Genomic DNA, 12,937 nt, shown 5'->3' with positions numbered 1-12,937 from the left:
GCGATGCATATCTTTGGGTAGGTCGGGGAACAAGTCGGCTTCTCTTATCAGCGAAGACTTTGTGCAGCGGCTCCTCGCGGTGTACAGGCTTGTGCATCCAGGAAACCTGTTCAGGCGGGGGCGTATCTACGCTCGCGGCAGGGCAGAGACGAGGACGGTCTACTTCGTCCCACACAATCGCAACAATGTTCGTCTGCTGGCTGATGCGGCTCAACTTCTGGTCGACGGCGGCATTCAATGCGTATTCGCGCATATTGACGGATTGAAACGCGGCGGCGTCGCACGCCCTGAACTAAACGCCCGGGGAATGTCGCATATCAGCTTTGCTGAGCTCAAGCGGACGATCAGACCCTGCGACATGCTGGTGACTGGAAATGACTATGCACCGCAATTTTTTAGGCGGTTCATAGATTCTATCAACTTCGGAATGGTCCGTGTGGTCGGCCTCATCGGAGGTGCGAGACTGCTGCAGCCGCATCGATTTGTGAGAGCTGACTACATCCTGTCGATGGGACCGGCAGCGCTGCAGCAACGACGACAACCGACCTACATTGTCGGCTCCCCGGTAATTGAGCGTGCTGTCGAAAACGCGGGCGCCAGGCACGATGAAGGGCTTTTCGTGCTGGTGAACTTCAAGGGGGATATCGAAGACCTCGCAGACCGCCAATCGATTGAAGCGGTGGCAGCCGCATGTGCGAAACTCGGCCTTGCCCATGTCGTTAGTGTCCATCCTACGATGTTCGCAAAAGTCGACATGCCGAACAAATCGCCCGTAGACTTCGCACAACTGCTCCCGGACGCCCTGGCGCTAGTAACTCGCCCAAGCACCACGGTTTACGAAGCGATCGCCTGCGGCATTCCGGTGGTGCTCTTTCCGCTGGTTTCGCCGATGGTCGAGTTCGACAGTCCTATGGGCGCTTTCAAACCAACATGGTCGGAGCATCAACTCGTCGACGATATCCTTGCTGCGGTCAGGTCAAGACCGACCTATTTTGAGCAAAGCCGGGACTTCCTCAATGCCAATCTGTCGATTGATCCGAAGATGCCAGCTTCGCAACGGATCGCCAATGCTTTGATCGATATTTACAACCGCTGATTTTGCGCAATCAAAGTGCTCGCAATCGGAGGCCTAAGTTGAGATTGTTGTCCAACTTCTTTGCAAAAAGGCCGCCACTCCTTGTCGTCTCGTTTCCCAAGTCCGGGCGGACGTGGCTGCGCGTAATGCTTGACGATCTGGGCGTCAATGCGGCTTACACGCATGATGGTTCCGACCACAAGGAGCTGCGTGACATTGCACAGATCAGCACCGACAAATCACGCTACAAACGGCAGCGGATCCTATTTCTGACGCGAGATCCCCGCGACACTGTGGTGTCTGGATATTTTCAGGTTTGCAAACGCCATCAGCTGGGAGCAGGTCCGATAGGCGAATGTGTAAGGAGCCCCAAACACGGCGTCGAGAAGATTGCCCTTTTCAATCTGCAGTGGTTCGCAGCCGCAAGTTACATGCGAAAAATTGCGCTTCTGCGCTATGAAGATATGCAGCGGGATACAAACGACGCTTTGCGCAGTGTCGGAAACTTTGTGGGAAAGTCCTTCGACGAGTCCAACCTTGCTGATGTGGTCGTCAGTAGGTCGTTCAAACGAATGCAGCAATCTGAAATCTCAGGAGAACTGGGTGCGCGCTATGGCGGAAAATTGCGACCACGCAATCCTGACGACCCGGAAAGTTTCAAGGTTCGAAAAGGTAAGGTCGGTGGTTATTTGGACTACCTCAGCGTAGATGATGTAGCCTTCTGCGACAATGTACTTGCGCGGCTCGATTACTGGAAGCGGCTCGATGAGGCCTTCCTGCGGCATGGCATATCTTATATCGGCGACAGGGGCAGGTGTGAATTGATCCGATGCATCGGTTTGTCTGCGGATGCGGACATAGCGGCACGACGCCGATAGCTACGATTTTGCCTCATATGCCGATGCCTTTTTTGCCATCTAGGTTCTGCTCTCCGGTTCGAGAAGGCCGAGAAGCAGGTCTGGCTGGCCACAGCGATCCATCATGCGAGTTCTATCGGCCCGCGCGCTCGGCCCGGGCCGATCCCCAGATCACGGCCGCCTACGGCCCTGGGCCGAGGTGATGGACGAGGCGGAGAAGAACATGAGGCGCCTGCTCGAGGCCGCTCGAGCCTGACCGTACAAATCAGCAGGGCGGTTGAGCATCCAGGCAGTTTCCTATACTGGTCTGGCCCGGCTGGCGGAGCCGGCAAAAAGCTTTCGAACCGAAGATCTTCCTGCGGAGCCAATGATGTGCGGATTGTTCGGCGTCTATCGTGCCGAGGGCTTTTCGCCCGACGATATCCATCGTGCCGACCAGGCCCGCGACACGCTTGTGCACCGCGGCCCGAATTATGGCGGCGCACGTGTCACCAGCGATCTCTATCACGGGTTTCGGCGCCTCAGCATTATCGACCTCTCGGCGGCAGGCAATCAGCCCATGGTCAGCGCCGACGGGAAGTTCGCGATCACGGTCAATGGTGAGATCTACAACTATCGCGAGCTCCGCGCCGATCTGATTGCCAAAGGCTGCGTATTCACCTCGCAGTCCGATTCCGAAGTTGTGCTGCATGGCTATCGGGTGTGGGGGCTCGAAGGGCTCTGCGAGAAGCTGGACGGCATGTATGCGGCCGTGATCCATGACGGGGAACGCCGCAAGCTGCATGCGATCCGCGACCGGCCGGGCATGAAGCCGTTCTTCTACTTCCATTCGGGACGCCGATTTGCCTGGGCGTCGGAACTGAAAGCGCTGCAGACCTGGCTCGGCGACGATCTGCCGCCGATCGACGAGACGGCTGTCCTGGACTATCTCGCATGCCGCTATATTCCAGCGCCCAAAAGCCTTTACCGCAATATCTTCAAACTTCCGGCCGCAAGTCGGCTGACATTCGATCTGGAAACCGGCCGCGTCGATGTCGGGCGTTACTGGACCATGCCTACCGAACTCCGCTCGGACAATGACGACCGCCTGGCCGACGGGCTGCGGGACCGCATGCAGGCGAGCGTTGCCGCTCACATGGTGAGCGATGTGCCGGTCGGCTATTTTCTCAGTGGCGGCATAGACTCGGCGGTTGTCCTGTCGCATGCCGTTGCGGTGAACCCCACGGCAAAGGCGTTTTCGATCGGCTTCGAAGATCCGAGATTTGACGAGAGCGCGCAGGCGGCCAAGGTCGCGGCGCTGTTCGGCGCCGAACACGCGATCCGGATCCTGCAGCCGACAGAGCTCGATGACGTCTTCGACCGCACGCGGGAATGGTATGACGAGCCGCTTTCCGACAAGGCCGCCATCCCGGCGTTTCGTGTCTGCGAATTTGCCAGCCGCGACAGGACCGTCGTGCTGACGGGCGATGGCGGGGACGAGCTTTTCGGCGGCTATCGCTCATACAAGCGGTTTAGCGGCATTCGCAGGAAGCAACGTTTCGTCCCGTTCGGTTCACAGAGCGGGTGGCGCCTGAAGGACCGCAATTTGCGCCTGATCACCACGCGTGACCCGGTCGAGCTCTCCATCGCCATTGGCTCCGGCAGAACGAGATGGCAGCGCGACGTCTATCGCGAACGCCTTGCCATCGCTGCTGACTATGATGAACTCGCCCATCTCAGGGCGTGGTGGAAGCCGGAACTCGGACCGTTGCGCAGCCTGCAATATCTCGATTTTCATACCAGTCTGCCCAACAATATCCTGACCAAGGTCGATCGGTTGAGCATGTCGGTTTCGCTCGAAGCGCGTATCCCGTTCCTGTCGCGAACGATGATCGAATATGCGTTCAGCCTGCCGGAGTCGTTTCTTTACAAGGATGGCCAGCTTAAGGGCGGGCTTAAATACGCATATCGCAATGTTTTGCCGGCAAGCACGCTCAAACGTAAGAAGCAGGGATTTGGTCTTCCACAAAGCTGGAAGCGAACGGCCGTGGCTTCGCAATCCGAGGAAAGCTATCAGGAGGCGGTATTGTCCGGTTTCCTGAAAGGCGCCAAGTTTTCGAATGCCTCCGCATAGCCACCCTCAAGGCTGCCAGCATTTCTTTTTTGCCGTGACGGAGCGGGGTCGGGCCATGGGAGCACTGCCGACATGGTGATGCGGACCGGATTCATATGCGGCTGCGGTCATAGCGGCACGACGTTGATCGCGACGATCCTCGCAGCCCATCCCGACGTCTACCTGCCGTTCCAGGAAACCAATGTCTTCTTCAAATGGACGCCGCTGGCGATGTTTCGCTATTGGAAGCTGAAGCGCGCCGCGCGCGGTGCCGGAAAGACCTTGCTGCTTGAAAAAACGCCGCGGCATATCCGTCGCGTCGGCCGTATTCGCCGCCTCGTGCCCGGGGCGCGTTTCGTGATGCCGGTGCGGGACGGGCGCGACGTCGTGGCGTCATTGGCCAAGCGTCTTGGCGATCCAAGGGAGGCGCTCGACCGCTGGATCGGCGACAATGCGCTCGTTCTCGCCGAACAAGGACAGCCGGATGTACTGATCTATCGCTACGAGGATCTGGTCGAGGATCCGGCCAAGATCGTCGAGCGCATCTGCGGCTTTCTCAACCTGCCCTTCAGCCCGGACCTGCTCGATTATCACAGGAAGCCGCAGCAATGGTTCAAGCCGGCCGAAGTCGAACTTGAGAAGCAACATACTGCACTCCGCAACCAGCAGGTCAATCAGCCGATCTATGACGGGCGCGGACGATGGAAGACCGACCTTGGTCAGCAGGAATTGGCGGAGCTTACCGAGGGCCGTGGGAAGCCCCTGATGCAGGCTTTCGGGTACCTTTGAGCGATACGCCCGATATTTTCACTCTGGAAGCGCGCGCGGATAGCCAAACTGATCGAAGTCGCGCTCATATGCGCGATAGATGGAATCCGCCAGTTCTGGCGTGAAGTAGTCGGCAAGCCTGCGACGCGAGGAGGTGTGCAGGGGCGGCATCGCCGCGCGCCGCATATCGTCGCCTGCACCGACATGATCGAGAACCCGTTCGAAATCCTTTGCGAAAGTCTCGGTCTTGCCGATGAGGTCGAACGCAACTCCTGGAACTTCGACAATGTCGCTTTGCCTCTGCCAATGTTTGTCGATGCGCCATGTGGACGTCTTGCAGGCAAAGGCGACGAAATCTGCAAAGGACAGGCTCTTGTCAGCGCCGACAGGCAGCGCCGGATCGGCCCGTTCGCGGTGGGCCAGATAGACCTCGACCCTGCCATAGCCAGGCACAAGGGGACGGTCGCGATATTGGTCGGCCCAGCACGACAACAGCCTGGTGTAGGGATTGCGAACGAAGGTAAATCGCAAGGCTTCAGCACTTGTCGCCATGTGGTGGAACTGCACGATGCCATGGCGAGGCGCCTGCAACCGTGACGCCTTTCGGTTGTGGACCTTCCAGTTCTGGTCGCTGCGCCACCCCGACACGGTGTCGTTGCCGATCATGGCTGCAAGGTTGCTTCGAATGCGGCTGCTGGCCGCCTTCGGCGTTGCCAGGTACAGGATCTTGAGTTGCGGGACCACGTCGATCAGGTCGTCCGGCAGGTATGCGGTTGCCACGGCCCTGCGGTAGAAGGCGAGGGCTTCCGGATGCGCCCAGGCAAGAAACGGCTCCCTGACTACGTCGCGAAGGCTTTGCAGCCGTGGCCGCAACGAGCGCTCGAGGCGACGGAATGCGCCGAGCTGGGGTTTGCCCGGCACGACATTATCGGGCGAAACATGGCTGGTCGTCATCGGCAAAAACCCTCGCCTTGAAAGCAGTCTACCTGTCGTGGCATAGGCGTGTAAGCAGGCAGACTGTCTTTACCGCATTGCCCTATCCAAGGCTGGCTTACGGCGCTTAATAGACTGCGAAGAAACTCCCGCCAAGTTCGAAAGCTCAATTGTGGTGGATAGAGGCATGGCGCGTCGCACGGGCTTGTCACAGCACGACCGACGCTTCCGGCCCTGGTGCAGGACAATGATCGCCTTTCGTGCTGCGATGTTTTTCCGGGCGCGGGAAGGCGTAGACAACGCAAATGTTCCGCCAAGTTTCTTACATTCAATCTCTAACTTGGCAGCGTCGACAGACTTACGCTATACGCCGCGGTGGGCACGGTAAACGGGGGACGAAACCACTCACGAATCGAGCTCGAATGTGCTGAAACGATTTCGGAAAATCAAAACAAAGGTTGGCCGAACGGTCGCCAAAAGGACCATACCGGCTTCTCCGTTTTACAAGCGATACCCGTATGGCGGCAAATTGACGATACTGACCGCCGATCGGCAAGGATTGTTTGATCCCGATCACGGATTTTTCTACAATCGCATTGCGAAGTCGGCCAACTCTACGGTCACAATAAACTTGGCCCAGCTTAAATTTCGCGAAAACTTCCAGCTCGCCGGCGCGAAGAAACAATTGCTGCAGAGCGACACCCTGTTGCGTCCGTCGCAATTGACCGTCGATCAGGTTGATTCGATTTCGAACGTGTTCGCGTTCACGTTTGTGCGGAATCCCTACAGCCGCGTGCTGTCGGCCTATTTGGATAAGGTCGCGACGGGAAAGAAAAACATCGGTAAGCGCGGCAATATCCCGACTTTCTGTGAATTTTGTGATCTCCTGGAAGATGGCTGGCTGTATGCGGACCTCCATTGGGCTCCGCAGACATCGTCGCTTGTCATGCCCACGTCCGAGTTTGATTTTATCGGTCGTGTCGAAAATTTCGCCGAGGACTTCCAAAAGGTGTGGGATCGGATCAGTGGCGGCAGGCAAATCAGCAACACCATCCACCGCAGCCAAAGCCGAACGGATGCGACGAGCAAGGCCGACGATTACTATGATAAGAGATCGCGCGGGATCGTCTCTAGCCTCTATGCCGAGGATTTTGAGGCTTTCGGCTACTGACGGCAATGCGCGGCTTCTGCTCGGCGGCGCACAGTCTACCTCAGGAAAACGACACTCCAGTCGATCATGTGCAAATCTTCACGGCGTAGCGAGGTCAAATGGCTCTGTCTCAGCATGATCGGCAGGTCCAAGCCGAACCGACAGTGCCGATCCTGTTCGTGCGCCAGCGTTATGCGCCTTTCGGTGGAGGCGAGATCATGCTGGAAAACATCATGGCCGCGTTCGCGGCGCGTCAGCGGCCGGTGGCCGTGCTCTCCGGCGACTGGCCGCGTAATGAAGGGATAGAGTTCATCCATTGCGCCGGCCGCCGCTTTCCGCGTTCGCTGCGGGCGACGTCCTTTGCTCAAGCCGCCTGCCGCAAGATCGCCGAGATGCCACGGGCGCTGGTGCAGAGCAACGATCGCCTCCCGTGCTGCGATGTCTTCCGGGCCGGGGAGGGCGTTCATGCCGCCTATCTTGCCGAGCGGCGGCGTTTCCAGACGCGGCTTGGCAGGGCGGCAATGGCGCTGAGCCCTTTTCACCGCCAGACGCTGCGCCTCGAGCGCGCAACCTATGCCAGCCCACGGCTCAAAGCTGTCATTGCGATTTCGAAAATGGTCGCAGACGACATTGTCCGTCACTACGATTATCCGGCGGAAAATGTGCACCATATCCCCAACGGCGTGGACCTCGACCGCTTCAATCCGCAACTGCGCCAACAGCATCGGACCGCGGTCCGCGCGCGGCTCGACGTCGACGATAACAGGTCGGTCGTCCTGTTTGTCGGCTCGGGCTTTGCGCGAAAGGGGCTTCTTGCACTGATGAGGGCTGTCGCCAGGCTCGATGGCGAGCCGGAATTGTGGGTCGTCGGCCACGATTCGCGCGCCAACGCCTTCAGGCAGGCTGGTGACAGGCTGGGTCTCGGCGCAAGGCTCAAGATGCTGGGGCCGCAAAAGGACATGTTGCCGTGGTACGGCGCGGCCGATATTGCCGTGCTGCCTTCCATCTATGATCCTTTCGGCACAGTGGTGATCGAGGCCATGGCCAGCGGCTTGCCCGCTGTGGTAAGCACCGGCTGCGGAGCGCGCGAGCTTGTCGAGCGGTTCGAGCCGACGCTTGTTTGCGACGCGGCCAGCGAAAGCGACCTCGCTGCAGGGCTCGCGCACGCGCTGCAGTTGTCGTCACGATGTGAGACCGCGACCCGGGTGAGAGCGGCGGCCGAGCATTATGATTTCAACGTCATGATAAAGCGAATGATGGCGCTGTATGAAAGCCTTGATCTGAAATGATTTTCGACTTTGTTGGATTAGGTTAGTACCCTCAGTGCGCTAACAGGCCGGGAGCCGATGCTGCAGATACATTCGAATGACAGCGGCAGCTTTGATGCCGGAACCTTCTGACCGTGCCGGTGCTCTCGGTCGTTATCATCACCCGCAATGAGGAGGCGTCCATCGCGCGCTGCCTTCGTTCGGTGGATTTTGCCGACGAAATCGTCGTTCTAGACAATGACAGCAGCGACAGAACCAGGGACATTGCCGGTGATCTCGGAGCCAAGGTTTTGATGACCCTTGATTGGCCCGGTTTCGGCGCGCAAAAAAACCGTGCGCTTGCCGCGGCAACGGGGGATTGGATCCTTTCGCTGGATGCCGATGAGTGGGTGGAGGCGCCGCTCGGTGCGGAAATCAGAGCCGCAATCGCCGACCCAAAAGGCTATGACGGCTTCGAAATACCGAGAAGATCGCGCTTTTGCGGGCATATTGTCCGCCATGGCGGCTGGTCACCCGATCTGGTGCTCAGGCTATTTCGTCGCCGCTCCGGGCGCTTCAGCGACGATACCGTGCACGAGAAAGTAGTGGTGAACGGGAAGGTCGGGCGATTGTCCCAGCCGATCGAGCACGACTCCATCGCCGACCTGGCGGATGCCCACGACAAGATTGGCCGGTACGCCGAAGCGTCCGCCGCGCGGCTGCTTGCCGAGGGCAAAAAAAGCTCGATAGGCAAGGCGGTTTTGCGCTCTGTCTGGGCTTATATGCGCAGCTATGTTTTCCGGCTGGGATTTCTGGACGGTTCCACTGGGGCGATGGTTGCCGCTTATTCCGCCAGCTACACCTATCAGAAATGGGCGCGTGTGGCATTGGGGAGCGAGGCCAATTCCACCCGAACCAGCAAGACCGAGGCCAGGACAAATCTGTGAGAAACCGGCTTGCGCGACCGCCATTGTTGCCGAGCCATCGCCAACTAGTTAGTGTACGACCGTTAAAATCGAAAGCCAGGGTAGTGAATATGACTGATGCGTTTAGGGTATTTATCGGATGGGACAGCCGTGAGCCGATCGCGTACGACGTCGCGCGCCACTCGCTGCTCAAACATGCGTCGGCGCCTGTCTCCGTCATTCCGATCAAGCAGGACGAGATGCGTAGCCGCGGGCTGTACTGGCGGGAAAAAGACCCGCTCGCCTCAACGGAGTTCACCTACACGCGCTTTCTGACGCCCTTTCTCGCCGGCTACACGGGTTGGGCCCTGTTTTGCGATTGCGATTTCCTGTGGCTCGGTGACGTCGCAGGCCTGCTGAAATATACGGACTCGGACAAGGCGGTCTATTGCGTCCAGCATGACTATACGCCGAAGGCCACGACCAAGATGGATGGCGTGGTCCAGACATCCTATCCTCGGAAAAACTGGTCGTCGTTGATGCTGTTCAATTGCGCGCATCCCTCGGTCAAATCGCTCACGCCAGAGGTCGTGAACCAGGAAAGTGGCGCCTATCTTCACCGAATGCAGTGGGTTGCCGACGAAGATCTGGGCTCATTGCCGGTAGAGTGGAATTGGCTCGAAGGCTGGAACGAAAAGCCTGCTGTCGGCACACCTAAGGCGGTCCACTATACGAGCGGCGGCCCGTGGTTTGCCGAGTGGCAGAATGTCGACTATGCCGATTTGTGGATAGCAGAACGCGACGAATTCCTGGCTTCAGATCAAGCACAATCTTCTCAGAGCGCAGTTCGATAAGCGCCATCGTGTTTGGCAGGTGAGCGCTTCCGAAGTGGAATCGATTTCGTGTCGCGAAGAGCGCAGCAACCAGCCGTCAGACGCTGGGCGTCGACAACAATGCGTGGTGCCGCCTTGGGGCGGGACCGGGGGCGGATTGTGCCTAAATCTGGCGGTTCCGGCCGGATAAGATGCCGCACCAGGTAAGGATCAGCTCGCGGCAATATGATCGGTCTGGGGTCCGTCAGCTCTTTCATCGGCCTAGCCGGCACGCGAAAGTCGACCATGCCGTCATTGCGAAGACGCCTCGATCGTTTTTTGGAAAACCGCGGGCCTAAAATACCGCGGCTGCAGCTGAACCATGTCGAGCGCCTGGCGCTGGTCCGTCGCCATGGTGATTTTTCCCTTGCCTATTCGGCCGCCGTGCAGAAGGGGCTTCATTACTTCGGCGATGCCCAGGGCTACATCGCTTACGGCAGCAAAACGCGACATCATTTCGCGCTCGGTGATCCAATGGCTGCCCCGGCCGATCGGCGCGACTATATCAAACGTTTCGTCGAGGTTGCAGGCAGCCCGTGGTTCGTGCAGATCGGCGAACAGACGGCGCGCGTGCTTGCCGGGCTTGGCTATCAGGTCAACCGCCTTGGCGTCGACACCAGGCTTGTCCTGCCCGGCCACGACTTTTCCGGAAGGCGCAATGAGACAGTGCGCTATTCCGAACGTTGGCTCTTGAGGAAGGGGTTTTCCTTTGCGGAGGACAACGGGACCGTCTTCCTCGACGAGATTGCCAGGCTCTCCCAGAACTGGCGGGCAGACCGCATCGTCAAGCGCTGGGAGATGAGGTTTCTCAACAGGCCCTTTGCCGATCACCTTGGCATCGACATGCGCCGCTTCGTCCTGCACGGTCCGGATGGAGAGCTCGTGGCCTTGCTGGATTTCGATCCGCTGTTCAGTGACGGCAAGGTCATCGGCTACACCACCTCGTTCAAGCGCAAGCACATCGATGCCTCGGCGCATGCCGAGATCGGCCTGACCAAATTTGCGGTCGACCGCTTTCGCAACGAAGGTGTTTCCGTCGTTACCCTCGGCCTGTCGCCGCTGGTCGAAATCGGACCCAGCGGGTTTGTCGAAAGCGATTTCTGGCGGTGCGCTTTCCAGCGCGCCTATGAATCGCCGTGGGTCAATCGCACCCGCTTCAACCTGCAGGGGCAGGCGGCCTTCAAGCGCCGGTTCCACGGTGTCGAAGAGCCGACCTATCTCGCCTTTCGCAAGGGGACCTTTTTCGAGGCGCTTTCTCTGCTCCGGCTGATCAGGGCCGTCTAGTGCCTGGTGGATGGGGCTCGTCGTCTCCCAGTATGTCGACCTCACACCGGCCAGGCTTGGTTGTTTAGGTGGGAAAGGAAGGCCGCGGCGGGATGCAAAAGACCGGCCGCGAAGCGCCGGACGGTTCTTGCTGTCGTCCCCAGTCCCGCCGGGGCACTTTTGGTAGCCCGAGAACGGCTCCGCATCAGCGCCAAGGGGTCGGATTCACGGTTGCTGCAGCGTACCGCCAGGAATAACGAGGGTACCTTGGCCTGGCCTTGAGTATCTGAAGCCTATGAAGAACAAAGCGACGATGATCAAACAAATGACGATGACCGCGACGACGCTGCCAGGACGGTGTCCGGGATCTGGCGGTTGGACCATTGCCTTCCCGCATGGCTATCGCCGTTGACCTTCTTCATTCTCCAGCCGAGCATGACGACTGTCAATGGATGCAGGAGTTGCCCCCGCCGTCTGTTGCGCAAAATGTTTTCCCGTGGGTTAGTGGCGGCGCGTTGAGTTGGCCAAATGATCGATCAACCTCTCCCCGTTCACGGGAGAGGGTATCGTCCTTCGACGAACTCGCGAGGCAGGTGGGCGGCGCGGACTCAACCAATATTACGGGAAGACCGCCGCGTATTCGCTGCGGAAATCCCCGATGACATCGTCGACCGTCATGTCGGGGTCGCCCTGGAATGTGTACATCGTATTCCACACCGAGTTCAGCCAGTCGGTGTCGGATATGTTGAAAGGATTCTGGACGCTGAAGCCGGGCTTTTTCAGCGAGTCGAGGACGAGCTGGTTGCAGGCGTCGAGCTTGTCGGTCGGAACGTCCAGGCGCACCGGGCTCGATCCCTTGATGGAAGCGAACTCGGCGTTGATCTTGGGGTCGACGACGGTACCGGCGAAGTCGAGCTCTGCCTTGAGCACGTCATCGGGCTGGCCGCCGAGGATGCCGAACGCATCCACCGTCACCGATAGCGCCTTGGTGCCGGGAATGTTGATGCAGCCGAAATCCTCGCCGAGCACCTTCTTGTTGGCCTTCCACTGACCCTTCATCCAGTCGCCATGGATCTGCATGAGCGTCTTGCCCGAAATGACCGTGCTGGTCGTCTCGTTCCATTGCCGGTTCACCCAGCCCGCGTCGGCCTGGCTGGTGATCTTGCGGAACATGTCGATCGCGTCGCGCAGGCCTTTCTCGTCGAACACAGTCTTGTCAGGCGTTTCACCATAGAAGCGGTTGTATATGTCCGGGCCGGCGACGGCAGCGACCAGGGCATGAAAGAGATAGCCGGCCTGAAACGTGTTGCCGCCCACTCCGATGAAGGTGAAGCCGGCCTGCTGGACCTTTTTCATGTCGGCGAACATATCGTCGAGCGAGGCCCATTTGGTCGGGTCGACGCCGGCCTCGGCGGCGACCTTCTTGTTGTAGTAGATCATCCCGTCGATATGGACGCCGGTCGGGATTTTGCGGATCTCGCCGTCGACCTTGATTGACTTCAAAACCGTTTCGGGAAAATTCGGCGTCGCCTGCGGATTCGTGCGTTGCCTTCCTGATAGCAGACAAGGCCTGCCGCAGGTTCGTGCGGGCCTGGGCCTCACTGTTGCCACCCCACAAAAGGGAAGCGAGCTTTTCGCGCGACTGCGATTGTCCGGACTGCAGGGCGAGGTAAGCCATCATGGCACGCGCCTTGCGGCTGAGTAGCGGAACCGTGGCTGTGTCACCGGCAAAATCGAAACCACCGAGCAGACAGAGATGAGGGTGCGCCATCGAA

At 59.0% G+C, this 12,937-nt stretch carries 11 protein-coding genes; 9 read left to right on the top strand and 2 right to left on the bottom strand.

Annotated elements, in window-relative coordinates:
- Positions 1–79: 79 nt before the first annotated feature.
- The 4 genes from NKH91_RS04620 to NKH91_RS04605 all read left to right on the top strand — a co-directional run bounded on the left by NKH91_RS04620 (position 80) and on the right by NKH91_RS04605 (position 4,813).
- The gene (locus NKH91_RS04620) at positions 80–1,096 is read left to right on the top strand and encodes a glycosyltransferase family 28 protein (RefSeq protein ID WP_156948027.1); all 1,017 of its coding nucleotides are present in this window, start codon (positions 80–82) and stop codon (positions 1,094–1,096) included.
- Between the two features lie 2 nt (positions 1,097–1,098).
- On the top strand, positions 1,099–1,953 hold the full coding sequence (locus tag NKH91_RS04615) for a sulfotransferase domain-containing protein (protein ID WP_353040565.1): 855 nt from the start codon (positions 1,099–1,101) through the stop codon (positions 1,951–1,953).
- 349 nt (positions 1,954–2,302) lie between these two features.
- Entirely contained in the window at positions 2,303–4,045 is a 1,743-nt protein-coding gene (gene asnB, locus NKH91_RS04610) for an asparagine synthase (glutamine-hydrolyzing) (RefSeq protein ID WP_198030461.1), read from the top strand.
- 72 nt (positions 4,046–4,117) lie between these two features.
- Positions 4,118–4,813 carry a sulfotransferase family protein gene (locus tag NKH91_RS04605; protein WP_023717684.1) on the top strand — a complete coding sequence of 232 codons (696 nt, stop codon included), beginning with the start codon at positions 4,118–4,120 and terminating at the stop codon, positions 4,811–4,813.
- Between the two features lie 18 nt (positions 4,814–4,831).
- On the opposite strand, the gene NKH91_RS04600 is transcribed toward NKH91_RS04605, so the two are convergent.
- Positions 4,832–5,746: a sulfotransferase family protein gene (locus NKH91_RS04600; RefSeq protein WP_023717683.1), complete on the bottom strand. Its 915-nt coding sequence runs from the start codon at positions 5,744–5,746 to the stop codon at positions 4,832–4,834.
- Positions 5,747–6,254: 508 nt separating this feature from the next.
- On the opposite strand from NKH91_RS04600, the gene NKH91_RS04595 reads away from it, so the two are divergent.
- The 5 genes from NKH91_RS04595 (at position 6,255) to NKH91_RS04575 (ending at position 11,183) form a co-directional block, all read left to right on the top strand.
- Positions 6,255–6,896 carry a sulfotransferase family protein gene (locus tag NKH91_RS04595; protein ID WP_352844045.1) on the top strand — a complete coding sequence of 214 codons (642 nt, stop codon included), beginning with the start codon at positions 6,255–6,257 and terminating at the stop codon, positions 6,894–6,896.
- Between the two features lie 98 nt (positions 6,897–6,994).
- On the top strand, positions 6,995–8,164 hold the full coding sequence (locus NKH91_RS04590) for a glycosyltransferase family 4 protein (RefSeq protein WP_051409615.1): 1,170 nt from the start codon (positions 6,995–6,997) through the stop codon (positions 8,162–8,164).
- A 113-nt stretch (positions 8,165–8,277) separates the two neighbouring features.
- Positions 8,278–9,069: a glycosyltransferase family 2 protein gene (locus NKH91_RS04585; protein ID WP_352844043.1), complete on the top strand. Its 792-nt coding sequence runs from the start codon at positions 8,278–8,280 to the stop codon at positions 9,067–9,069.
- Positions 9,070–9,158: 89 nt separating this feature from the next.
- Positions 9,159–9,881 carry a glycosyltransferase gene (locus NKH91_RS04580; RefSeq protein WP_352494621.1) on the top strand — a complete coding sequence of 241 codons (723 nt, stop codon included), beginning with the start codon at positions 9,159–9,161 and terminating at the stop codon, positions 9,879–9,881.
- 264 nt (positions 9,882–10,145) lie between these two features.
- A complete protein-coding gene (locus tag NKH91_RS04575) occupies positions 10,146–11,183 on the top strand; it encodes a phosphatidylglycerol lysyltransferase domain-containing protein (protein WP_023717678.1) in 1,038 nt (345 codons plus the stop codon).
- 597 nt (positions 11,184–11,780) lie between these two features.
- Here the strand turns inward: NKH91_RS04575 and NKH91_RS04570 are convergent.
- The gene (locus tag NKH91_RS04570; protein WP_352844041.1) at positions 11,781–12,764 is read right to left on the bottom strand and encodes an ABC transporter substrate-binding protein; all 984 of its coding nucleotides are present in this window, start codon (positions 12,762–12,764) and stop codon (positions 11,781–11,783) included.
- Positions 12,765–12,937: the final 173 nt, after the last annotated feature.

Origin of the sequence: Mesorhizobium sp. M0894 (genome assembly GCF_040319725.1) — a bacterium.
GTDB lineage: Bacteria > Pseudomonadota > Alphaproteobacteria > Rhizobiales > Rhizobiaceae > Mesorhizobium.
The sequence above is the reverse complement of the archived record's forward strand: the minus strand, read 5'-3'. Positions and strand labels throughout refer to the sequence as shown.